Annotated in this window: 14 protein-coding genes; 7 read left to right on the top strand and 7 right to left on the bottom strand. The window is 41.9% G+C overall.

Annotated features, from left to right (window positions below; translation table 11 throughout):
• Positions 1-49: 49 nt before the first annotated feature.
• The 5 genes from ACNR9Q_RS05565 to ACNR9Q_RS05545 all read right to left on the bottom strand — a co-directional run bounded on the left by ACNR9Q_RS05565 (position 50) and on the right by ACNR9Q_RS05545 (position 8,865).
• On the bottom strand, positions 50-1,330 hold the full coding sequence (locus ACNR9Q_RS05565; protein ID WP_419213626.1) for a peroxiredoxin family protein: 1,281 nt from the start codon (positions 1,328-1,330) through the stop codon (positions 50-52).
• A 20-nt stretch (positions 1,331-1,350) separates the two neighbouring features.
• Complete coding sequence (locus tag ACNR9Q_RS05560) at positions 1,351-2,442, bottom strand: redoxin domain-containing protein (protein ID WP_419213625.1); 1,092 nt, start codon at positions 2,440-2,442, stop codon at positions 1,351-1,353.
• Positions 2,443-2,447: 5 nt separating this feature from the next.
• The gene (locus ACNR9Q_RS05555; protein WP_419213624.1) at positions 2,448-3,899 is read right to left on the bottom strand and encodes a RagB/SusD family nutrient uptake outer membrane protein; all 1,452 of its coding nucleotides are present in this window, start codon (positions 3,897-3,899) and stop codon (positions 2,448-2,450) included.
• 21 nt (positions 3,900-3,920) lie between these two features.
• Positions 3,921-7,547 (bottom strand): SusC/RagA family TonB-linked outer membrane protein, encoded by a 3,627-nt coding sequence (locus ACNR9Q_RS05550; RefSeq protein WP_419213623.1) that lies wholly within the window; start codon positions 7,545-7,547, stop codon positions 3,921-3,923.
• A 160-nt stretch (positions 7,548-7,707) separates the two neighbouring features.
• On the bottom strand, positions 7,708-8,865 hold the full coding sequence (locus ACNR9Q_RS05545) for a FecR family protein (protein ID WP_419213622.1): 1,158 nt from the start codon (positions 8,863-8,865) through the stop codon (positions 7,708-7,710).
• A 108-nt stretch (positions 8,866-8,973) separates the two neighbouring features.
• Here ACNR9Q_RS05545 and ACNR9Q_RS05540 point away from each other — a divergent pair, with 108 nt between their 5' ends.
• Together ACNR9Q_RS05540 and ACNR9Q_RS05535 are read left to right on the top strand one after the other, a co-directional pair.
• The gene (locus tag ACNR9Q_RS05540; RefSeq protein ID WP_419213621.1) at positions 8,974-9,573 is read left to right on the top strand and encodes an RNA polymerase sigma factor; all 600 of its coding nucleotides are present in this window, start codon (positions 8,974-8,976) and stop codon (positions 9,571-9,573) included.
• Positions 9,574-10,331: 758 nt separating this feature from the next.
• Positions 10,332-10,799, top strand: coding sequence for a DNA-processing protein DprA (locus tag ACNR9Q_RS05535; RefSeq protein WP_419213620.1), 468 nt, complete (start codon positions 10,332-10,334; stop codon positions 10,797-10,799).
• A gap of 1,552 nt (positions 10,800-12,351) precedes the next feature.
• Here the strand turns inward: ACNR9Q_RS05535 and ACNR9Q_RS05530 are convergent.
• Together ACNR9Q_RS05530 and ACNR9Q_RS05525 are read right to left on the bottom strand one after the other, a co-directional pair.
• Positions 12,352-13,380, bottom strand: coding sequence for a nucleoside hydrolase (locus ACNR9Q_RS05530; RefSeq protein ID WP_419213619.1), 1,029 nt, complete (start codon positions 13,378-13,380; stop codon positions 12,352-12,354).
• Positions 13,381-13,432: 52 nt separating this feature from the next.
• Complete coding sequence (locus ACNR9Q_RS05525) at positions 13,433-17,053, bottom strand: family 78 glycoside hydrolase catalytic domain (protein ID WP_419213618.1); 3,621 nt, start codon at positions 17,051-17,053, stop codon at positions 13,433-13,435.
• Positions 17,054-17,226: 173 nt separating this feature from the next.
• Here ACNR9Q_RS05525 and ACNR9Q_RS05520 point away from each other — a divergent pair, with 173 nt between their 5' ends.
• The 5 genes from ACNR9Q_RS05520 to ACNR9Q_RS05500 all read left to right on the top strand — a co-directional run bounded on the left by ACNR9Q_RS05520 (position 17,227) and on the right by ACNR9Q_RS05500 (position 24,352).
• Positions 17,227-18,249, top strand: a complete 1,023-nt coding sequence (locus ACNR9Q_RS05520) for a GntR family transcriptional regulator (protein WP_419213617.1) — start codon at positions 17,227-17,229, stop codon at positions 18,247-18,249.
• A gap of 120 nt (positions 18,250-18,369) precedes the next feature.
• Positions 18,370-20,466 carry a bifunctional aldolase/short-chain dehydrogenase gene (locus tag ACNR9Q_RS05515; RefSeq protein ID WP_419213616.1) on the top strand — a complete coding sequence of 699 codons (2,097 nt, stop codon included), beginning with the start codon at positions 18,370-18,372 and terminating at the stop codon, positions 20,464-20,466.
• Between the two features lie 65 nt (positions 20,467-20,531).
• On the top strand, positions 20,532-21,812 hold the full coding sequence (locus ACNR9Q_RS05510; protein ID WP_419214246.1) for an L-rhamnose isomerase: 1,281 nt from the start codon (positions 20,532-20,534) through the stop codon (positions 21,810-21,812).
• An 8-nt stretch (positions 21,813-21,820) separates the two neighbouring features.
• Positions 21,821-23,191, top strand: a complete 1,371-nt coding sequence (locus ACNR9Q_RS05505) for an FGGY-family carbohydrate kinase (protein WP_419213615.1) — start codon at positions 21,821-21,823, stop codon at positions 23,189-23,191.
• 9 nt (positions 23,192-23,200) lie between these two features.
• Positions 23,201-24,352 (top strand): alpha-hydroxy acid oxidase, encoded by a 1,152-nt coding sequence (locus tag ACNR9Q_RS05500; protein WP_419213614.1) that lies wholly within the window; start codon positions 23,201-23,203, stop codon positions 24,350-24,352.
• Positions 24,353-24,364: the final 12 nt, after the last annotated feature.

Raw genomic sequence — 24,364 nt, 5'->3', positions numbered from 1 at the left:
ATCTATTTAATAATATAACTGGGAGTTTACTATGATCCATCCCTTACAACTATGAAGCACGCTTCTTTACAATTTCCACCATGGCCTTCAACTTGTAGTACTCCCTATCCGTAGACCCAGCATAGGCTACCGAATAAAACCTGATGTTGCCCATAGGGTCAAAAATAATTTTGGTCGGTGTGGCCCTCACCTCATACGCCGCATTGGGCTCATCATGAAGTACATCAAGGTCAATCCCCTTCCTGGCTATAAAACTTTGTACCGTTTTCTGCGTTTCAAATAGGTTGATTACAAAAAGTTGGAAAGGCTCATTTTCATATTCGTCCACTACTCGCTTGAATCCAGCGAAAGCTGCCACGCAGGGCGTACACCCCGTAGTCCAGAAATCAATGGCCAAAATTTTTCCGTGATAATCCGCCAAGTCTACCATATTACCGTTAATGTCCGGTATCGAGACCTTTCCGGCCGTTCTATTACCTGCAAAAGCCTGAATGGTATCACCAAGAAGATTTACGGTTGTTCCCGTAACAGGCGTGCTTGTATCCTCTATAAAAGAGCCCTCTATTTCTTCATAATATTTTTGGTACGCTTTCTTTCTTAAAGAAGCGATCAGGTCATTCGCTCCTTTATCACTTCCATGTACTCTTTTGTAAATCTCTTTCAGTGTTTCGATCAATTTTGGTTTTGAATCTGCATTCTTTACGGCGTTGACCAAAGTGTCCAATGCCCGTTTGTGTTCCCCTGCAGCAGAAAGAACAATGGCATAACGATCATAGTAGCTTGACCTAGAATCTTTAAAATATCTTGAATCCCTATCCCCTTCAATGGCAGATGATCTCTCCATGGTGGTCAACGCTTCCTTTACATTGCCCATTTTGGCATTTGCCATGGCATTTAGTTCCAGTAACACCTGGAACCTTCCCAGGGTCAATTCGTCCATATCCTCCTCTTTCCCCAGCTTAGCCATCATTCCACTGGAAACCTCCTTTATAACGGGTAGGTTTTCGTCATTTTTTTCCAAATGCTCCAATGCATATATCAAATCGACCAAGGCAACAAAGGAAAACTCTGGACCGGTTTGGGTATAGTGTCTGTATTTCCCAATATTGCCTTTGGCCAGCCAACCTATTGCCAAATTGGTGAGGTACTCATCTTTCTGCTCCATATTTAGGTCTTTTGCCGAAGCTGCCCCGTTTATCTCATTAAAGTACTTCTCCCTGTCTTCCACGTCCACAATGAGACTAAAATCCTCAAAATTGAACTCCTCCATCGGTTCCTGTTGTGCCCATATGGAACAGGACACCAAAAGGAAAAACATAATTTTCTTCATAACCATTATTCTTGATTCTATTATTTTATCAGTTGCTGTAACTTGTCGTGCAGTGCCTTACCCCTTAGTCCCCTACCTACAATTTTTCCTTCTGGATTTATTAGAAAGTTATCTGGAATGGCATTGACGCCATAAGCCTTGGCCGCCCTATTATCCGACCCCTTTAAATCGCTGATATGTGTCCAGGGTAGCCCATCTTCTTTGATGGCCTTTAGCCAAGCTTCCCTATCGGTATCAATGGAAACTGCCAAAATAGTGAAGTCATCATCTCTGAATTTTTCGTAGGCTGCCAGCACATTGGGGTTTTCCGCCCTGCATGGTGCACACCAACTCGCCCAAAAATCCAAGAGCACATACTTACCCTTATAGGAATCTAAGGATACAGGATCACCATTTGGATCGTCCATGGTAAAACCCTGTGCTACTATTTCACCCGTTTCGTATGCTTTGGCTTTATCCAGTTCCGGTTTCCATGAAAGCACTTTGGATGAGCTCTTCATCCTTTCACTTAAATCATCATACATTGGGCCAACCAAGTCATACTGGATTGGACCTTGTGTGACTATATCCATCAAGTCAACTGCAGCATAGCGGTCAGGGTATTTATGGACAAACCTACCGACGAGATGCTGTATGCCCTCCAATGTGGATTCTCCATTGAGGGAATCGGCCATCGCCTGGCTCATAACCTGCCATTCAAGCCAGCTTTTCTGTTCCTCTCCACCACCAGCGTAGGTTGCCATACCTGATGAGTCAAAAGTGATATCGAGACGTCCCTCCAAATAGAAAAGGGCTACGTTTTTCATGCTCGGACCATCATCTACAATTTCAACGGTGTCACTTAATTTGTCTTGCCCCTTGATTATATTGAGCTCAGCCAATTGCGGCCGGCCAATGGCCCCCTTGAATTCGAATTTACCGTTCACGATGGCTGTAGTATCGGACCTATAAGCCCCACCACTATCATCAGGGGGATAGGACATTATTGCCCTATCCACACCAAGACTTTTTGGGACTTCTCCCTTTATCGAATACTCTCCCTCCTTTAAGCCCTTGTCTGAACAGCCCAAAATTAGACTCGACAAGAAAATCAATCCAAAATGTTTTTTCATAATAGTTATGGGTTTTCGGTTAAATTGGGGTTTTGGGACGTTACCGCACCTCCAAACCTCAACACCAATCTTTCCTCAGTCAGCGTATAGGATTCCAATAGTTCGCCATCCCCATTATAGGTCTCATGCCCATAACCGATCAAATCATTATAATCGGTATCGACTGACAACCTTCTCATATCAAACCATCTATATCCGGTCATGGCAAATTCCCGCAGCCTTTCCTCAAAAATGAATTTTACAAGTTCATATTGGTCGGCGGATATGGAAGTTGGAATTGAAGAATCTTCCTCCGGCATCCTATTCGACCTGAAATCTTGGAGCGCTATGGATGCTTCGCCCAATTGTCCCAATCGGGCCTTAGCCTCAATGATGAGCAATTGTATATCAGGAAGATACACCCCTGCTTGTTGGAAGGACGGTCCCTGTTTTCTCAACATACCATTCGGGTAAAATGGTTCAAAGCCAAAAAACTCCGCATTCGAGTAAAAATTCAAGCGTAGATCCGAACTGCCGAACAGATCCGCTGTTTCAGCACTGATAACAAACTCATTGAGGAAGAAAGACCATGAGTTGACAAAACCCCGATCATAAATCACTTCTTTGTTGGCTGTCCTTAGGATAGCTGCAGGGCCAAAAAAGGGAGATGCCGGCGTGAACACCCCTCCATCGAGAAACTCGATATTATAATCATAGACGCCCACTTCTATTTCAGTGTTTTGAGAGTGGTACAGGCACAATTCCAAATGCTCCAAAGCTTGTTCAAACTTTTGTTGGAACATGAGTACCTTTCCCAATAACCCTTCAGCCGCCGCCCGTGAGACCCGTGCCCTTTTGGTTACCTGTTGGGGGAGGTTTGGCAAGGCCATCTCGATATCCTTAATAATGAAATTATAAACTTCTTCAACAGTATTCCTCGTAAAATCAGTTGAGCTGATATCAGAATATTCGATAATCGGAAAGCCCAAATCCGAACTTGCGGTCATGGGATTATAGGGCTTTCCATAATAGTTTATAAGGATAAAATAATTCATTGCCCTTCCAACACGAGCCTCCGCTTGGAGTTCTTTACGCCTCTCCTCGGTCCCCCCTTCACTGTCCAATACTTCGTTGATAATCTTGTTGTAAGCATACAATGATGCCATCAAAGGTTGGAGTTCTTGGGAATTCTGATCGGAATTGTAAATATCGTCCTCCCATCTGAAAAGCCTTCGTGTCCGTTGTTCGGTCGTTGAGAAAAACGGTTCGATAGCCACCACCTCATCACCCATGGGGACCGTAATATTGGACAATTCCCGTAATGCCGGGTCTTCCAATAGCATATCATAATCATCCATGGATTGGGCGATTAAACTTCCCTTTGGTGTGACTTCCAAAAATTCATCACTGCACGAAATGAAAGCCGACATCATAACAGCAAGTCCGAATATCCTCAAAAAATATATGTTGTAATTCATGTGTCTCTTTTTTATAGGTGATTAAATGGAAAGATGAACTCCAAGGGCAATGCTTCCTTGGTTGGTTCTTAGGGCCCTGCTTCCAAAGCCAAAGGAACTGAACTGAAATTCAGGATCGATTTTATAGCTATTGGCCGACCACAACAAAATATTGGAAACTGACAATCTAAAGGTCAAATCCTGAATTTTCATCTTGTTCAGGGCGTCCTTGGGAAGCCCATAGGACAATGTTATATCCCTTAGTTTGACATAGGAGGCGTCCAAAACATTTTGCTTGCCCTTTAAATAATAGTTGACGTCACGGATCTCTCCAGATAACGCACCTGTAGTATCGAAGGAAGGGATATCGGTGACCAACTCATCCCCGGGACTTTTCCATCTTTGGGCAAAATCCTTATATGGCACACTTTCCAGAAGACCTGAGAAATCTGTACTCACATCTTTTCTCATAACATGTCCCAGGTTATATATGGCATTGACACTTAGATTAAAGCCTTTGTATCGAAATGAATTGGAAAAACCGCCACTCCAGACAGGTTGTGCCGTGCCCATAAACAAAATATCCTCCGCAGATGTAATATTGGGTTCTTTGGTTATCGTACCGTCATTGAGTCGGACCAAAGGATCACCCTCAGCATCCAAACCTTGATAGTCATAGGCAAAGACTGCAAATGCCGGATAATCCTTTAAATACGCCAAATCGACTTTTTGATCTCCTGTGCTCACTTCGCCCGGCAATTCAAGCTCGGTAATTTTATTTTTATTATAAGCCATAGTAAACAAAGTGGTCCAACCAAAGTTTTCGGATTGAACGTTCTCCGTATTCAAGGTGAGTTCAATTCCCTTGTTTTCCATGGCCCCAAAGTTTCCGATTGCCGAAGAAAACCCAGAAAAAATATTGAGGGGCAACTGCCCCAAAAGATTGTCCGTTTTCTTACTATAGACATCAATGGAAGCGAATATTCTATCGAACAGCCCGATATCAAGTCCAAGATTCAGGTTTGCTGTACTTTCCCATGTCAATTTCGGATTTCCCGGGGTTTGGATGGTCAACGGAACAATGTTGCCCAAAAAATCATAGTCCAATTGTGGCCTCAAAATATCATAGGAGGATGAAGTCCCAGGTGTGGGAGCGTTTCCAGTAATCCCATAAGTAGCCCTAAGGTCAAGTAAGTCCAGCCAGTTCACATTTTGAAAAAATGCTTCCTTGCCTGCGCTCCATTTACCCCCAACACTCCAACTCGGTTTGTTCTGGGCCGATTTGTCCAAGCCGAACAAATTACTTTTGTCCCTTCTCCAACTACCATTGACAGTATATTTTCTATGCAGTGTATACCCTAGATTGGAATAATAGGATGTAAAACGGCTTAGCACCTCCGATTGGACATAATTATCATCGGTCAAAAAACTTTGGGAACCTGAATTGGGCATCACCGGATTGTCAACCCCTAGATTTTCAAGCATGGCATAATCGACGGACAAATAGGTTTGCAGCAACGGATTGAATCCACGTACAGTCGTACTTGAAATCTCAGTTAGATATTCTTGGGCCTCCTGTCCCAACAGCACACTCAATTGGTGTGTGCCTTCCCCCCAATTCTTATCGAAGGACAATTGGTTCCTAATCGTATAATTTTTATTGGAAACATTGCTTTCTGTAAATCTTCCCCCTGAATCGGGCAAAAAATATACCGGTGTCACATCGAGTGTATCGGCAACGGCAAATTGTGCCAGCTCACTTCTCACAATATAACTGTCCGGACTGGTATAGTTTGTCGTCTTATTCGAGCCCTGATTATAACTGTAAGTCCCGGCAAAACTCACATTTTTTAAGATATCTATATCCACACCACCGATGAAACGTCCATTGAAAACGTCCGTTTTATTGTCCGAATAGTTCCTTTCATCCAGAGGATTATAGTTCAAATCTACCCTTGACCTCGCCTCAAAATCTGCACGGACCTCTTCCGAAAGCATCCCCATAAATGGAATGGACATGTGTTCCCCAACACTATTCCTGAACAATTGATATGGGAAAAAACCATGATCAATGTCCAAATTATTTTTGGTCAAGGCCTTGGTTTTCGTAAAATCCGTGATCAAATAGGCTTTTATACTTTCATTGAATTTAAAATCCTGTCTTACGTTCAATTTATATAGTCTATCGGTATCCCCGGGTCTCGTGCTTTTGGTATCCGTATAGGCCAACGAAGCATAGACAGCATGTTTTGCTCCACCAGCGGAAAGTGTCAAGGTGTGATTGGTCTGCATTGCCTCCCTGTACCATAATTTTCTTATTTGCCCCCTATTGCTGATATTGCCCAAACTGTCCAGTTTGGCATTGGCAGCATTACTTGATAAAACTCCACGGTACCCATCATACAAAAACTGTAGATGTGGTGGGATACCAGAACCTTCAAATACATAGGCACTCAATTGATCATAAGGGTAAGATTCCGGATCAAAAACCTCCCTAGCCGCCTTGATGAAGTCAGGGCTGTCCATATAGGGTTGATAACCTAAATCCGGACGACCTTGAATATTGGTAAATACGTCATAATTAATGCTCAACTTACTATTGTTTTCCCCTTTTTTCGTGGTTACCACGATTACACCATTGGCGGCCCGTGCTCCCCAAATGGAAGAGGCTGTCGCATCTTTCAAAACTGTAATGTCGTCAACATCTTGAGGGTTGATATAGGAGATGTTATTGGTTGGAATACCATCGACCACGAACAGTGGGCTCCTGTTTGTGCCGGCTCCGGCAGCTGAACCACTATTGGAGACATTACTGGAGTTAAATGTACCTATACTTGTCAAGCCCCGTATCAAATAGGGGTTTGAAGCCGCTCCAGGAGAATTGTTAACTGTCAAGCCAGCCACCAACCCGTCAATTCTTTGAAGAATGTTCATTGAATAGGTACGATCCTTTGCAATGTCCAATTTTGGCTTGGAAAATGAGCCTGCACTCCGTTCTTTCGATAATCTTTGGTACCCTGTGGAAACCAATTCCACGGCTTCTAGCTCTGTCACCTGCTCTTCCATCATTACATTTATGGTCAACTGTTTCCCAACAAGGATTTCTGTTTCCTTAAAACCCAAAGACCTAAAGACCAGTACATTATTTTGGGATGCGACCATGATTTCATATTTTCCGTCAAAATCAGTGACCGTACCTTTAGATGTCCCCTTTATAAAAACGGTAGCGCCCGATATGGGTACCCCGTTCCAATCGGTTACCTTTCCCGTAATCTTCATTTGAATACTTGCATCTTTCTCAATGATTATTGTATTTCCCTGGGTCAGAATAACATTGAACATTGAATCGGGAATGCTCCGGGCGATGAGCCTATCGACTCCAATGGTGCCTTTTTCGAGCTTTACTTTGGGAAGGCCGGCAAATAAGTTTTCCGGGTAGAGGAAATTATATTTTGTTTGATCCATGATAATCTGAAATACCTCGTCAACGGTAATCTCCTTGGGCGAATCAATAATCACCTTTTCTTGCGAATAGCTGAACTCCACATTGAAACCAAAGGCCATTGTACAAAATAAAAGGATGAATGTTCTCATAGCCAATAAAAGTATTCGCTTCTTTGTTCTAAAAACTTTCAACGGACAACGAACATTGGAAAATTTAAATTTCATAATTTTGGTTTGAATTGGTTATACTTAGTTTAACTGATCTTAATAGAGGGACGGAGTTTGAACCTGCGAAAATTTGGACTTCGTTCCCTTTTATTTTAGGCCACCTTACCTTTTACATTTCTTCTTTTTTGATCTATCCGAAAAAATGCTACAGGTCTGGTCATCTAATTGTTATGGTCTGCTCATGGATTTCATAGTTTTTGATGATCTTATAATTTTTGATAGTGTTTAGGATTTCCGTGATTTCTTGATTTTTTCGTATCACCCCTACAAACTTTACATCCTCCAATTCCTTATTCTCGAATACGACATCCATGTCGTACCAGCGTGAAAGCACTTTCATGATTTCCTTGAGCGTCTTTTGTTTGATGATGAACTCACCGTTCACCCATGAAATTTCTTCCCTTACACTTATGGGCCCAATTGAAATGATATTGGTGCCGCCGTGCAACACCGCCTGTTGACTTGGCAGCAACTGATATTTTTCCGTTGGTGTACTGATTTGGACTTCTCCCTCAACCAAGGTCGTGTATACATTCTTTTCCCCTTTATAGGCTTTGACATTGAATTCCGTGCCCAAAACCTGAATTTGTTGCCTATCGTGAAGAACTTTAAAATCCAAACCGTTATGTTCGGTATTGGGGGAAACATCGAAATAGGCCTCACCATAAACGAGTTCCACTTGTCGGCTTTGACCTTTGGGGAAAGCCACAGGATATTTCAATCTGGATTCTGAGTTGAGCCAAACCTTGGTGCCGTCGGACAATTTAATAAAGAACTGACCTCCACGGGGTACGGTCAAATAATTGTAAACAATTCTATCGCCGCTTTCCTGTTCCCTATATTCCAATCCCTTTTCGTTTCCGGTTATATCCGAGGTTTGCAGCACACGTCCTTCTTCCAAGCTAATTTCTTCACCTGTTTCTAACGTCAATGTCGCTTTGTCCATCACCGGTTCGATTTGATTGTCGACTATGATGGGCAAATCATCCCTACCCTGTTGCTTTTCATTGTTAAACAGCAAGAATAATGAAACCAGCACAAGGACAGAAGCGGCCACACCAGATATCCGCACCCACAATTTTCGCACCTTTCCAGCCTTTTCAACTTCCCGGATGGTCGTAAGCAGTTTTATCTTTTCGTCTTCAGTATTAAAGTCTTTCATGATATGATCGATTGCAAAATTTGTGCGGATATAGGATTGGAACAGCTCAGCATGTCCAGGTTCTTTTAGCCATTGAGCCAATTCGTCCATTTCCTGCGCAGAGGCCTCTTGGTTCAAATATTTTACAATCAGATGTTCTATCTGTCGGGTCATAAATTGTTTCTTAATCCGTAGCTATAAAGAATGCCAAATCCAACACCCCTAACGGTTTAATAATTTTTTTTTCATATTTACATAACCAAAAGGTCAAAATCCACGGGCATGAAAGAAGAGTCTTACAAAGATTATGGGAATGAATCCGAATTGACGTACGATTTACGCAAGGGTAAGGAATCAGCCTATGCCTATTTGATGGATAGATACCACCATAAATTGTGCCTCTACGCCTATAGTTTCTGTAAGGATCGTGAACTGGCATCCGATATGGTGCAAAATGTAATGCTCCGCCTCTGGAAAAAAAGAGACCGTCTTAAAATGGATTCCAACATCCGTAGTTATCTCTACCGTTCCGTCTATAATGAATTCTTGGACCAGTACAAGCACAAAAAATTCATCTTGAACATGGAAAAGGAATATATGACCACACTTCAGACATTCATAGAGGAAGATGAAACAAGTCTGGACAGTTTGATCAATCATGTACAGCTGGAAATTGACAACCTAAACCCCAAATGCAAGGAAATCTTTTTATTGAGCAAAAAGGAAGGCCTGACCAACATCGAGATTGCCGAACATCTCAATCTATCAGTCAAAACAGTGGAAAACCAGATGACCCGGGCTTATTCGCAGATCAGAGAAAAAGTACAGGAAAGGTTACGGGGCATTTTGTTTTTGTTGTTTGGATTTTCAGTTAAGCATTGATCAAATTCAAGCAGTTTTTCACAACAGGTATAACTATGTGAATGGAAGGGTTTATTTTAATCCTATATATGGACTTGAAAAATAAGTTTGCAGCTCTCGTTGAGTTATAAAAATGCAATTTATAGCACAATTTTTTGCTTTTTTTTGTTTAACGTATAATTATTTTGCTCTTGATAGCTTTTAATTTGATTCAAAAGCAAGGTTCTTTGTCCAATACCTCCTTCCCATTGATGAACCAGCGACTGGTAAAAGTGTTCCATCTCATATTCACAGTCGGATTTAAAAGAGGGCATAATGAACATAATTATTTCCGGATAGTCTCAACATCCGTATCCCTTACCACAAGGGACTTAAAGAATCTGGTCAACAAATCGGTACTCCTCTAAACAGGTGAACTTAAAACATGCGCTATTCCCTTAACTCGACACTTTGGGATTGAATGGGAAAACTTGAAAATGAATAATGTCAGCTATGAAAATTTTCAAGCATTTTTCTGTACCACGCCCGCAAAATAAAAAATAAGCGCCATGTCCGTTACTGTACAAAAACTGATTTTTAACTCCATTTATTAACTATTGAATGGTTCAAATTTTCCCTTTGTTTGGGGTCTTTCACGTCCAGTAATATTAACATAGTCCATACCCCGATGGAAATAAGGTAATAGGTTTGACCATTATATTTTCTTTAATTTTGTACCTTGTTGTACCCAATACAATAACTACCTATGGGCATTGAAACGTATTTTCAACTATTGACAGATGCCGAAAAGAAGCATTTCCCTGAAAAATTGTTTTTTTGGCGGGGATGAAGATTTGCTCTATGAGAAAAGAAGGGTTTCCGTTGTAGGTTCGAGAGCATCCTCAAAGGAAGGCCTACAAAGAGCAAAAATCATATCAAAAACTTTGGTCAAGCACGATATCATTGTAGTAAGTGGATTGGCAAAAGGAATAGATACTATGGCCCATCAAACTGCAATCGATTCAGGAGGTAAGACCATTGCGGTTTTGGGAACGCCTTTAAATGTCCCCTACCCAAAGGAAAATGCAACCCTATTGGAAAAAATCAAGAAGGAGCATTTAGCCATCTCCCAGTTCCTGGAAGGTTTTCCGACACAGCCAAAGAATTTCCCAATTAGAAATAGGACCATGGCATTGATATCCGATGCAACGATCATCATTATAATGGTTTATAATGCCGAACAAGACAGTATTATCTTGCCCAATTAGCATAGTTTTTGATTTACTTTACAACGAATCAAGTGACCCTTTTTATGGATGTCAATGAAGGGGATTTAAACCATATAAATTGTACTAAAATACCAATCTTAAAAAATAAATTCGGCAAATACTCATTTAAAACAAAAAATCATATTTTACAATCAAAATGAAAACAGTTTTCAAAACATTTCTAAAAAACAACCTGTTTTGTGTTAAAAACGTTAAAATTTGTTAAAAGGTGAGCAATTCGGTGCCTCCAATTTTTGACCCTCTGGGAGGCCCTGAAAAATAGGTCATATTGGTAAAAAGTTCGAGTCCCGTCCAGACCGCAAAAGCCTCTATTTTTAGAGGCTTTTTTCGTTTTACCTACTTTAATAATGAGCATTATAAAAATGTTAATGTTGAACAAAAGTTAGTCAGCGCGCTGTGAATGTGCTGTTTCTTTAACCTCTTTGTGCTTCTTTACTGCATTTTACAACATTTCTTCCCTTCCGTATTGTTTGACAGTAAAAAAGGATGTTCTAAAACCAGTGGTTTACCGCTAATATGGTCTGGACCATGAGCCTGGACAACGGGTAGGGACATCCCTTCAAAATATCTCAAAAATTAAGGATTTAGCTGCAAGAATTATTGATGATATCAAATGAGGCATCATTAGTTGTCGTGATGTGGCCTAAATAAAAAGTGGTTCGACCTTTAAACTTGTAGAAAATTCTCCTTTGATTCATGTTATGCGCCGTAATTGTGATAAAGCAAAGGATTTCGCGGAACGACCTCTCATCCCCAATTGGACAAATACCGCTAGCGCTATTTTTGAAAATAAAGACATCAACGCCGTTTATATCTCCATACCCCATCTAACCATTTGGAATATGCCATAAAAGCCATATCGGCCCGTAAACATTTACATCTGAAAAAAAAGATTGCGTTAAATAGTTCTGAAGCAAAACGGATTTGCGATGCGGCCGACAAAAGCAACACCAAACTCACAGTTGCTGCCCATTACCGAAGAAAACTGCCAGCTTTTTTTTTAAAGTAAAAGAATTTTTAGAACTAGAACCTATCGGACAAGGTTTGCATGCCGATATTCAAATCCTTCAGCCTGAAAAATCCAACGTCATTGCCGATTCGGAAGAAAACCGGCGCTTGAATCAACAATTTCGGACGGAGGCTTCTATAATCCTGCTATATTTGATGTACCCTTACTTTGGTTGGACACAAGTGGTAGAAGGATTTTTAAAAGCATCCGACAAAAATTCGTTAGTATGAGATATCGCAAACGCGAATCTGGAATTTTAACTCATCGGAAATAGGCAAAAAGGACAATTCTACAATTTCTGGAACCAACGGTACGACCGACTTTTCATTTTTTGGAAATTCAGTTCGTTTAGAGAATACTAACAGCGTTGAAGAATTTCAATTTAACAATCAGAAACACATACAGCAACCCATGATTGCCGCAGCCATAGAATACTTTTTAGGTAAACATGAGAATCCTTACTCCGCGGAAGAAGACCTAATCGTTATGTAAACCTTGGGGAAGGTTGAGCGGTAGAAAAGATTAGTTTTTGTTCGACAGCAACTCCAACTTGGCAAAAAAATCACCGAACAGCAAACGATTATCCAACTGCTGGTAGACCCGAATGTTCCTACCGGAAAGGTTGCTTTCGTAAACTCCGGCATCATTTATTTTTGGAGCCTGTTTTACACTATACGTGCTAGAAGACGGATCCATCTCAAAAGAGGATTGCAAGGCCGTTAACAATACCAACGGATTATCCCCATAGATATAGACTTCCCCAATAGGAACGTTCCATTTACTCAGTTTACCCAAAGCGTCATTCATTACACTATATAAATGATCACCGAGTGCTCCTTTACCTTTCACTTGGGTCAACAACTCGGCATCGGTCATTATGGGTTGGCGGTATACATTTCTGGGCACCTGCCAAAGCTTAAGATTGGACTCGTTGAAAACAACCTGTGCCGCTTTAATATCGATTCCTAGATTATATTCCAAGGGAGTGTATCCTGGCGGAGGATAAGCAAGATCGGTATATTCCGGTCCACCGATCCAAACCACAGTCAACTTTTCGGCGATTTTCGGTTCTAAGAGATAAGCACTAGCAATGTTTGTAAGGCTGCCGCCACAAACTACGTACAACGGTGTTTCCGTATCTGTTCGCAGGGCTTCCTTGATAATCGCCTGTACACCCTCTCCATCTAGCGGAGTTTCTACATCGGTCAGGCCCTTATTTTGGTCGGTATACACAGGAACGGTCTTTTCAAGACTTAAAATCTTCAGGATTTTCATAGCCTGTTCTTTTGCATATTCCGAGGTACCCGGACCACCAAAACCTTGCTCATATAAATGGGAAGCTACGATACCCCTAATCTCGACAGAAGGCGAGAGCAAATGATGCGCTAGCTGAAACAAACCGTCTGGGTCACCACCCAAATCATTATCTATAATGACCCGCATACGGGAATCTGCCATCGATTTTAACTCATCAAGTCCGTTCTGGGCGAAACAAGCCAATGTTGAAAACATTAAAAAACATAAAATCAAGTATCTTTTTAAATAATGCATATTTACATTTTAGCTTTAAAAGGTATTGATTTTTTTATAATTTAAAAGAGACTTACTCCTTAATTCTAAAATCATACCTTCCCGAAACTAATTTTAAGACAACCTCATTTTCTGCCGTACTCATCAAAGAAACTCCTGTTGCATTTTTCAGTTTCTTATCTCCTAGGGTAATCTTTTTCACATCATCGGTATCCAGTTTTAAAGTGGCCGTAGTACTTGCTGGAACGGTTGCCGAGTACGACCAACCATCATCGACCCACTTCCACTCACTTACTATACGGCCGTACATACTATCATAATAACCTTTCGCAAATTTCATTTCCTTAGTGGGATCAGGGGTGGGTTCCAATATAAAATGCTTAAATCCTGGATGATCAGGGTCTCGTTGAATACCCAATGAGTAGTTATACATCCAAGCGGCGACCGCTCCAAACGAATAATGATTGAAGGAATTCATGCTGTTGTTTCCTCCAAAACCATCTTCAACGGTATAGGAATTCAATCGTTCCCAAATGGTCGTCGCCCCATTTTTAACGGAATACAACCAAGATGGATAGCTCGTCTGCTGTAATAATTTATACGCTATGGTATCCTTCCCATTTTCCGATAAGGCATGATTCAGGGAAGCCGTTCCTATAAAACCCGTCATTAAAGAATAAGCAGGGCGCACTACCCCAAGCTCATCTATATTCGTACGTTGAACGGTAGTTACCAGATTGTGGACCGCTTTTTCTTTGTTCTTTTCATCGAGTACATTAAAATTCAAAGGAATAGCATAGGAAGCTTGGGTATCCACAACATCCTCCGCTTTTTTATACATATCATCAGGCAAAGGAGGTCCAAACCGGGTGCTTTGATTACCCAAATGCAACGTTTTACCTGTTGTCGCATCGATATAGGTGCTGTTCAAAAAAGACTTACGTTCTTGATACTGTCTTCTAAAGCTCTCTGCATCAGCCGGTTTATTCAGGAGTTCAGCGGCTTTGGCCAAAATTTCCAAGTCCCGTAATTGGTAAACCGCCCAAAACATGGTATCCTCGTTCTTGAAACCTTCCGGACTCAACCAATCCCCCAAAGGACCTTCATACAATACACCGGTTTCAGCATCAATTTTAGAATTTAAAAATTCAACATAGCGCTTCATGGCTTCATAATGCGTATTCAATAACGCCAAATCCCCGTATTGCTGGTAGACTTCCCAGGCAACGATTATTCCCGCACTACCCCAAAGGGTGCCTCCAAATCCACCTCCAACGGGAGCCACATCCGTAAACCGGCCATCGGCACGTTGAACATCTCGCATGGCCAATAAATGTCGGTTCAAAAAGGGTTCCACATTGGCCAAATAGGTAGCCGCTTCTGAAAATACGTTGATATCCCCACTCCAACCCATTCGTTCATTACGGGCAGGGGTATCCGTAGGAATCGATAAAAAGTTACCTCTTAAGGACCACGTGATATTTTCCCAAAGCTTATTGACCAATTCATTAGAAGTCTCATAGGAAGAAGCCAATTCTTTAATGGAACTTACCACCAGACCTTTTACACTCTCTAAGGGAAGTGCTTTATTGATTCCTGTGATTTCCAAAAAACGATAGCCATGAAAAGTAAACCGAGGTCGTATGGTTTCTTCTCCCCCCTTTCTAATGTATACATCTTGGGTTAAGGCCGCTCGTATATTCTCGAGCATGACCATCCCCGTATTTTTTTCATATTCGGATAAATCCGGATATTTTACTTCGGCATACCGTAAAGTTATCGTATCGCCTGCCTGCCCCGGTGGCAATTGTATCTCCGGAAAACCCACCATATTCTGGTTCATATCGTACACAAACACTCCTGGCCGAACTTCTTCAGCGGTTACAGGATGTAATTCTTTTACAATAGTAGGACTCTCTCCGATATGGCCAATAAGTTGTAAATCCTCATAATTGAAATCCTTGGTTTGAAATGTGGTACCATCCAATGGAACCGTAACGGCCGATTTCCAATCCCCAGCATCATAACCAACATTTGACCATCCCTTTATTTCTGATTCTTTCCGGGCATCATACACCTCTCCTTGAAAGAAGCTACCATAACGAATAGGGCCGTCAGTAAACAGTTTCCATTCTTGGTCATTGGTAGTGATTACTTGTTCTGAACCATCATCATAAGAAATCACCAGCTTGGCCAAAAGGGATTGTCGATCGCCAAAATAATTCCAATTTTCGCCACTATAGGTGATATTTCCACTCCACCAACCTTCACCTAAGATAGCCCCAAATACATTTTTGACCCCTGAGGTAATTTCATTCGTGATATCGTAGGTCTGGTACATATGGGTCTTATTGTATTGGGTAAGACCAGGAGCAAAATAATCCTTACTTATACGTTTTCCATTCAAATACAGTTCGTAAATACCACGAGCGGTAGCATAAACCCTAGCTTTTGCGATTTTTTTTTCTTTAGATAAAAATTCGGTTCGCAATAGTGGAGCGGCATTCTTGCTTGGATCTGCAAGGATTAAGATGTTATCTTTTAAGGGAGACAACAAGTAACCGTTTTCTGAAATACTTAAATTTGGGTCTGAAGCAGCATCGGATTCAAATACGCCGTTGTAAGATTCAGATTCCAACTTCTCTTGAAAAAGCACATTGGAAGGCTCCCTGAAATTTTTAATTTTGACATCGGAAAAAAGAGCTTTCTGACCGGCCTCAGTATAGAAACCGATTTCGGCGACCATCGGAAAACTAATATAGTCATTCCCTTTTCCCACAGGATTTAAATTGAACCCAACTTTACCTCTGGGTGGTGGCGTAGTATCGTCATTTCCCGAGATTTTATGTTCCGGTGCGCCATCGCCCAGAAACACCTCGAACAATCCAAAATTACAAGAGGTATAAAAGCTATGCTTGTCGTATTTATTGGCTTGATTAATTAAGTTTAGGGGAATATCATAACTTCTTAAAGGTTCTTCATTAGAATCCCCCAATGCATACCCCACCCGATACACATTGAATTTGGCCAAACCTGATGGTGATCCATCTATAGCCGAAATATCCAACTCAAAACGAATGAAACTTTCATCCAGTTTATTCGATACCCCTTGGATATTCTTATCCCTATCCATCAAACGGGTATCATTAGCCCCAAAGATGAACGACCCCCGGGTACTTTTGGAATTTTTATCCAACTGCAAAGTGTACTCCATTTTAAAAACGGATAGATATTGGGAATAGAAGACCAAATCGTTATCGTCTCCACCAATCCATTCCGCTCCGTTCCACTCTTTGGAATTAGGGTCTGTGTCCATTAATCCGGTTTCGAACCAAGACCTATTAGAGCTTAGCTTTCCTTCCTCGTCCCAAACCTTTACTTCCCAAGTATATCGGGTTTTAGGTTCCAAAGTCTGTCCGTCATAAGGAATAGCCAAGGAATTACCGTTTTTGATTTTACCGGAATCCCAAACTTGTGTGTTGGCCTCATCAAACACATGAATTTGATAGGCGGTTTGCAACTGTCCTATTTTAGTCGTGTCGGTTTCCATTTGCCAGCTGAAACGAGGTATATTGACATCGATTCCCAATGGTGTGTCTAGATATTCTACGGTAAGCTCTTGTAGCGGAGTTTGTGTCCTCACACTAAGAATAGAGAATAAGGAAAGAAAAACATAAAAAGCTTTTATTTTCATAGTAAAGGCTACTTTAGTACTTGAATTTATAAAGGAATAGTCCGTAAACTTTAGGTATTTCTCAAATGTACCTATATTCTAACTAAAGGCTATTCCGTACTGTTATGGAAGCTATTAATTAACTTTAGTTATATTATTTATTTAAAAAGTATCTTATCCTAATAAACGAGTTCATGTTGAAATTTATAGAAATAAACGAAAGTTCAATTATTCCAAAGTATAGACAAATTGTTAATTCTATACGCACGGCTTTGGAGAAAGGTGATGTAAAACTGAACGATAAATTACCCTCTGTAAATGAAGTTTTAATTGAATTTGATATTTCTAGAGACACTGTAGTGAGGGCCTATGATCATTTAAAAAAAATAAATATCATACAATCCGTACCTGGAAAAGGGTATTACATTAAAAAAGATAGTGAAGAACTGCAAGCCAAAATATTTCTATTATTCAACAAATTAAGTGCCCATAAAAAGTTAATCTATGATGCATTTTCTAAAGAATTAGGAAATAAGGCCACCATAGATTTTTTTATTTATGAAAATAATTATAGGCAGTTCAAGAATTTAATTCGAGCTAGCAAAGAACGTGATTACACACATTATGCAATTATATGTCATTTTGAGGAGGGTGGAGATGAAGTGGTGAATTTTATTAATGATAATATTCCTTTACATAAACTTTTAATCCTTGATAAGAAATTCTTTGCATGGGATAATAAGGTAGCGTGCGTTTACCAAGACTTTGAGCAAAATATTTATAATGCTCTGGTTGAACTAAATCGTTTACTAAAAAAGTACAGAAAAATTAAATTATTATTTCGTAAAAAGACATACCACCCCATTGAAATAAAACAGGGATTTTTAAAATTCTGCTTAGAATATGCCTACGATTATGAAATTATCGATACCCTAGAATCGGAATACATTGAAAAAAATACAGCTTACATAAACTTGATGGAGAATGATCTCATTTTATTAATAAAGAAAATTAGAACAACAAAATTTCAATTAGGCAATGATGTAGGAATAATTTCTTACAATGAAACGGCAATCAAAGAAATACTATTGGATGGAATAACAGTGATTTCAACAGATTTTGAGCAGTTGGGAAAACATGCCGCTAAACTTATCCTAAAGAACGAAAAAAAACACATTGAAAATCCGTTTTACACTATTATCAGAAAATCTTTGTAGGTAATAAAATGTTTTTAGTTCTGAATATCCCAAGTTGTTTAGTACAGAACAGTACAGGATAGCTATGCTAGCAACACTTCCTATCTTTGGTAACATAAAAATATATCTAAGTAGACCAAAATGCAAAAGACGTTTAAATATGTAGATTACCTGTGGGATGAAAAGAAGGCGGCCGAACTGGGAGATGACCAAGTAGCCCTATTTTTATACCGGTCCAACATCCTTGGAGCGGATTTACGAATTACCAACTACGGTGGTGGAAATACCAGTTGCAAAACCATGGAAAAGGACCCGTTGACCAATGAAGAGGTAGAGGTCATGTGGATCAAAGGTTCTGGTGGCGATATCGGCACCTTGACCAAGGCGGGGATCGCAGGTCTTTATACGGACCGTTTACGTAATCTCAAGAACGTTTATGGTGGCTTGGAAGACGAGGACCGCATGGTGGGTCTTTTCAATCATTGCATCTATGACCTGGACAGTAAGGCACCATCTATCGATACGCCGTTACACGGGTTGCTTCCTTTTAAACATATCGACCATTTGCATCCAGATGCCTTGATTGCGGTTGCCGCAGCTAAGGACAGCGAAAAAGTCACCAAAGAAATTTGGGGAGATACCATGGGCTGGGTGCCTTGGCAACGACCAGGTTTTGACCTAGGCCTACAATTGGAAAAATGTTTGAACGATAACCCCGGTATACGTGGTATCGTGTTGGGCAGTCACGGTCTGTTTACTTGGGGCGATACTTCCTACGATTCTTATATCAACAGTTTGGAGGTCATTGAAATGGCTTCGGAATATATCGAGAGAAAAATTAAGGAGAACGGCAGTGTCTTTGGGGGTCAGAAAGTACAATCCCTTCCACAAGAGGAGCGAATGGAAAAAGCATCCCAACTCATGCCGATGCTTAGAGGACTCTGTTCCTCAGAGGATAGAATGATCGGTCATTTCAACGACAGCGAAGTCGTTCTAGAATACATCAATAGTCACGATCTCGAGCGATTGGCACCCATGGGCACCTCTTGTCCCGATCATTTTTTACGTACCAAGATCCAGCCTTTGGTGTTGGATTTGGGCACGGATGCCGATACGAGGGATACGGAAGCCATCCTCAAGAAACTCAAACCTTCTTTTGAGCGGTACCGTCAAGAATATAAGGACTATTATGAAACCTGTAAAAAGGATAATAGCCCTGCCATGCGCGATCCTAACCCGGTAATTATCATCTATCCCGGAGTAGGGATGTTCAGTTTTGCCAAAAACAAACAGACCTCCCGTGTGGCCAACGAGTTTTACGTAAACGCCATTAATGTCATGCGTGGCGCAGAGGCCATGACGGAATATACATCCCTACCCAGACAGGAAGCCTTCGATATTGAATATTGGCTGTTGGAGGAAGCAAAACTACAACGCATGCCCAAGGAGAAACCGTTATCCCGAAAAGTGGCCATGGTCACCGGGGCCGGTGGTGGAATCGGTAAAGCGATTGCGGATAAATTGGCAGCGGAAGGGGCCAATGTGGTCTTGACGGATATTGCGGAGGACAGTCTTAAGGAAGCGATGACTACCTACCCTAGCGATACGGTCAGTTATGCGATTTGTGACGTTACCAAAAGTGAATCCATCGCAGCGGCCTATAAAAAGGCCTGCTTGGATTTTGGCGGTGTCGATATTGTGGTGCACAGCGCCGGCTTGGCCATCTCCAAACCTTTGGAAGATACCACTGAAAAGGATTGGGACATCCTACAGGACGTCTTGGTCAAAGGCCAGTTCGAACTGGCCAAACAAGCCGTGGCCATTATGCGCCAACAAGATTTGGGGGGCGACATCATCCACATCGCCAGTAAGAACGGATTGGTTTCCGGACCTAACAATGTGGCCTACGGTACCGCAAAAGCGGCACAGCAGCACATGACCCGTTTGTTGGCGGCAGAATTAGGCGGCGACCACATTCGTGTCAACACGGTAAATCCAGATGGGGTGATCGTGGGCAGTAAGATATGGGAAGGTGACTGGGCAGAAGGGCGTGCCAAGGCCTACGGAATTACCGTGGACGAACTTCCGGCGCACTACGCCAAAAGAAACCTTTTGAACGAAATCATCTATCCGGCCGATATTGCCAACGGCGTGTTCGCCTTGGTAGGTGTGCTGGATAAATCTACCGGAAACATCATCAATGTAGATGGCGGTATGGCCAACGCCTTTGTACGATAATTAGTTGAGTGAGTGATGACCTGCTGAACATTATGGGCGGCAGGTCTCTTTTTAAAGAACATCCTATGCAATTAGATAAAGACCAAATTTTAACGGAAAACAAACGCCTTCAGGAGCATCATCAAGACCGGTTCCGTTTTTTATCGGACCAATTGGACCAACAAGATAAGGACGTACAGGCCATCCTCAGAAAACTTTCAAATTTTCAGGTGGCGATTCCAAGTTGGGCCTTGGGCGCCGGGGGTACCCGTTTTGGTCGCTTTTCCTATTTTGGGGAACCGGCTTCCTTAGAGCAAAAGATTGAGGATGTGGGAATCCTGCACGCCCTCACCCAAACGGCAGGTGCGGTTTCTCTGCATATTCCATGGGACATTCCACAGGATTACAAGGCCATCAAGGAATTGGCGAAAGCGAACGGACTCGTTTTCGACGCGGTAAACTCGAACACGTTCCAAGACCAAAAGGATGCCAAGGAAAGTTATCGTTTTGGCTCCTTGTCCAACTTGAATGCATCGGTACGTCAGCAAGCCATACAGCACAATATCGACGTGATTAAAATTGGTGAAAAACTGGGCTCCAAAAGTCTGACCGTTTGGTTGGCCGATGGTGCCAATTTTCCCGGGCAACGCAATTTTCAATCGGCCTTGACCCATACCGAGAACAGTTTAAAAAGCATCTATTCCGAACTGCCGGAAGATTGGAAAATGTTTATCGAGTACAAGCCTTACGAGCCCAATTTTTACAGTACGGTCATCCAAGATTGGGGCACCTCATTTATGTTGGCGAATGCTTGTGGGGAAAAAGCTTTTACGCTAGTAGATTTAGGCCACCATTTGCCCAATACCAATATCGAGCAAATCGTTTCTACCCTTATGCTGAAAGGCAAATTGGGCGGTTTTCATTTTAACGATAGCAAATACGGGGATGACGATAGTACCGTGGGAAGCGTAAAGCCCTATGCACTGTTCTTGATCTTTAACGAATTGGTGGACGGAATGGAAAACAATCCGCAAAATCCAGATCTGGCCTGGATGATCGATGCCAGCCACAATATCAAAGATCCTTTGGAGGATTTATTGCAGTCATTGGAAGCCATACAAGAGGCCTACGCCAAAGCCCTTCTAGTAGATCAAGAAGAATTACAGGTGGCGCAGTCCAGAAATGATGTCACGCTTTGCCAAGAGATTTTACAGAACGCCTACAGGACAGATGTACGGCCTTTACTAGCAGAGGCCCGAGCGCTAAGGGGTGGAGCCATTGATCCATTAAAATCGTACCGCAACCTCAACGTACGTGCAGGCCTGATCAAAGAAAGGGGTATGAATTCCATAGCTACTGGATTGTAATCTCCTTTATGAAGAAAGTCACCGCCATATTCGACATTGGTAAAACGAACAAAAAGTTTTTTCTTTTTGACAGCGACTATCAAGAGGTGTACCGGGAGTACATTACTTTTGACCCAGTCCTGGACGAAGATGGGCATCCGGCGGAAGATTTAAAGTCGCTCCAAGATTGGTTGAAAAGTGTTTTTGACCGCATCTTAACATCTGAAAAATACAATATAACCGCCATCAATTTTTCAACCTACGGTGCCAGCTTGGTCCATCTGGATGAAAACGGGGAGGTGGTGACACCACTGTACAACTACACCAAACCCCTTGCCCCTGAACTGATCACTTCATTTTTCGAAAAATACGGTCCTGAGGACCAGTTTGCGGTGGAGACGGGATCATCCCTTGACGGCATGCTGAATTCTGGAATACAATTGTATTGGCTCAAATATGACAAACCTGAGACTTTTAAAAGAATCAGACACACCTTACATCTTCCCCAGTATATCAGTTATATTTTTACGGGCATCCCGATGAGCGAATATACCAGTATTGGTTGCCACACCGCCATGTGGGATTTTGCGAAAAAGGATTACCACTATTGGATCTATGCGGAAGGTTTTCATCGAATTCTGCCCCCAATCGTATCCACGGAGACCAGCATCAATATGAACTATAACGGCAACCGCATCAAAATCGGGGTGGGTATCCATGACAGTTCCGCGGCCTTACTGCCCTATGTGAGAAGTATCAAAAAGAAGTTCATCCTAGTTTCTACGGGTACCTGGAGTATTGCCTTGAATCCGTTTTCTGAAAAATTGCTCAGCAAACAAGATGTGACCAACCATTGTATCAATTACATGCGTATCAACGGGAAACCGGTAAAATCTGCCCGCCTTTTCCTGGGAAACGAATATGCGGTACAAGTAAAGTATTTGACCAAGCATTTTAAAGTGGATCCCAACCTTCATAAATCCGTTAAATTCGACTACGACACCTATTTTGAGATTTTAAAGGATTTTGAACCCATGTTCAGATGGGAAGGCATCACTACCACGAACATGCCCCCGATCACCAAAATCACCTACGACTCCTTTGAGCATGCCTATCATCATTTGATGATCGAACTGGTAATGTTACAAGTGGAAAGCATTCAATTAGCGGCTGGACATGAAAAAATAGAAAAACTATATATCGACGGTGGTTTTAGCGATAATGATGTCTACATTAAATTAGTTTCGCACTATCTTCGAAATATGGAACTGCGTACAACGGATTCTTCCTTGGGTTCGGCATTGGGAGCGGCCATTGCGATATCGGACAGTAAGTTGAATTCCAAGTTCCTCAAGAAAAATTATAGTTTAAAAAAACACATTCCGTTCATTTTAAAATAGATAGCAGGTATGGCAATGAGTTTCGATTCGGATTATCCTTCAGTTGATGATTTAAGGAATAAGGCAAAATCACGGATTCCCAAGTTCGCCTTTGAATATTTGGACGGTGGTTGTAATGAAGATGTGAGTTTGGTCAAGAATACTTCTGAAATACGAAAAGTTCAATTACAGCCCCGCTATTTACGAAATTACGGTACCAGTTCCATTAAAACGAAGGTCATGGGGATTGAGTTCGACGCGCCTTTCGGTATCGCACCGGTAGGTCTTCAGGGACTCATGTGGCCAAACACCCCGGCGATTTTAGCCAAGGCCGCTTACAACCATAACATCCCGTTCATCCTCAGTACCGTGACCACGATGGATATTGAAAAAGCCAGTGAACTGACCGAAGGCAATGCTTGGTTTCAATTATATAATCCAGTGGATGACGCTATTCGCGATAGCATCATCGACCGTGCCGAAGCAGCGGGATGCCCAGTTCTTGTGCTACTTTGTGATGTACCCACCTTTGGGTACCGACCACGGGATTTTAGGAACGGACTCGCCTTACCACCAAAAATGACGGTCGCAAATATCCTCCAAATATTAGGAAAACCAACTTGGGCCTACAATACCTTGAAATATGGCCAGCCTACTTTTGAAACCCTAAAGCCCTATACTCCTGAGGGATTGAACCTAAAGCAATTGGGCGCGTTTATGGATAAAACCTTTTCTGGCCGCTTGAACGAGGAAAAGATAAAACCGATTCGTGATCGCTGGAAGGGCAAATTGGTCCTAAAAGGGGTGGCCTCGGAACAGGATACCCAAGATGCCATACGCATGGGCTTTGACGGTATCATTGTTTCCAACCACGGGGGCAGACAATTAGATGCCGCACAATCGACCATAAACTCTTTACAGCAAATTGCCACGACCTATAGTGACCAAATAGAAATCATGATGGACAGCGGTCTACGATCAGGTCCTGATATCGCCCGTGCCATGGCCAGTGGTGCCAAATTCACCTTTATGGGACGCTCGTTTGTCTATGGCACCGGAGCCTTGGGCAATAAGGGAGGGGACCATACCATTGGTATGTTAAAGACACAATTTAAACAAGTGATGGACCAACTCTGCTGCGAACGTGTAGAAGACTTGCCCAAGCACTTGATCACCGACTAAAACCAACCCAAC

It is taken from the genome of Maribacter sp. X9, assembly GCF_048537565.1.
Taxonomy (GTDB): Bacteria; Bacteroidota; Bacteroidia; order Flavobacteriales; family Flavobacteriaceae; genus Maribacter.
Note: the sequence above shows the minus strand (reverse complement) of the source record. Positions and strands in the feature narration are given on the sequence as shown.

Bases quoted from the DNA above. Each gene is read 5' to 3' on its own strand.
- ACNR9Q_RS05550 (WP_419213623.1), bottom strand. From the start codon at position 7,547: ATGAAATTTAAATTTTCCAATGTTCGTTGTCCGTTGAAAGTTTTTAGA.
- ACNR9Q_RS05540 (WP_419213621.1), top strand. From the start codon at position 8,974: ATGAAAGAAGAGTCTTACAAAGATTATGGGAATGAATCCGAATTGACG.
- ACNR9Q_RS05520 (WP_419213617.1), top strand. From the start codon at position 17,227: ATGTTGAAATTTATAGAAATAAACGAAAGTTCAATTATTCCAAAGTAT.
- ACNR9Q_RS05535 (WP_419213620.1), top strand. From the start codon at position 10,332: ATGCCGAAAAGAAGCATTTCCCTGAAAAATTGTTTTTTTGGCGGGGAT.
- ACNR9Q_RS05555 (WP_419213624.1), bottom strand. From the start codon at position 3,899: ATGAATTACAACATATATTTTTTGAGGATATTCGGACTTGCTGTTATG.
- ACNR9Q_RS05515 (WP_419213616.1), top strand. From the start codon at position 18,370: ATGCAAAAGACGTTTAAATATGTAGATTACCTGTGGGATGAAAAGAAG.
- ACNR9Q_RS05545 (WP_419213622.1), bottom strand. From the start codon at position 8,865: ATGACCCGACAGATAGAACATCTGATTGTAAAATATTTGAACCAAGAG.
- ACNR9Q_RS05525 (WP_419213618.1), bottom strand. From the start codon at position 17,053: ATGAAAATAAAAGCTTTTTATGTTTTTCTTTCCTTATTCTCTATTCTT.
- ACNR9Q_RS05530 (WP_419213619.1), bottom strand. From the start codon at position 13,380: ATGCATTATTTAAAAAGATACTTGATTTTATGTTTTTTAATGTTTTCA.
- ACNR9Q_RS05505 (WP_419213615.1), top strand. From the start codon at position 21,821: ATGAAGAAAGTCACCGCCATATTCGACATTGGTAAAACGAACAAAAAG.
- ACNR9Q_RS05500 (WP_419213614.1), top strand. From the start codon at position 23,201: ATGGCAATGAGTTTCGATTCGGATTATCCTTCAGTTGATGATTTAAGG.
- ACNR9Q_RS05560 (WP_419213625.1), bottom strand. From the start codon at position 2,442: ATGAAAAAACATTTTGGATTGATTTTCTTGTCGAGTCTAATTTTGGGC.
- ACNR9Q_RS05510 (WP_419214246.1), top strand. From the start codon at position 20,532: ATGCAATTAGATAAAGACCAAATTTTAACGGAAAACAAACGCCTTCAG.
- ACNR9Q_RS05565 (WP_419213626.1), bottom strand. From the start codon at position 1,330: ATGAAGAAAATTATGTTTTTCCTTTTGGTGTCCTGTTCCATATGGGCA.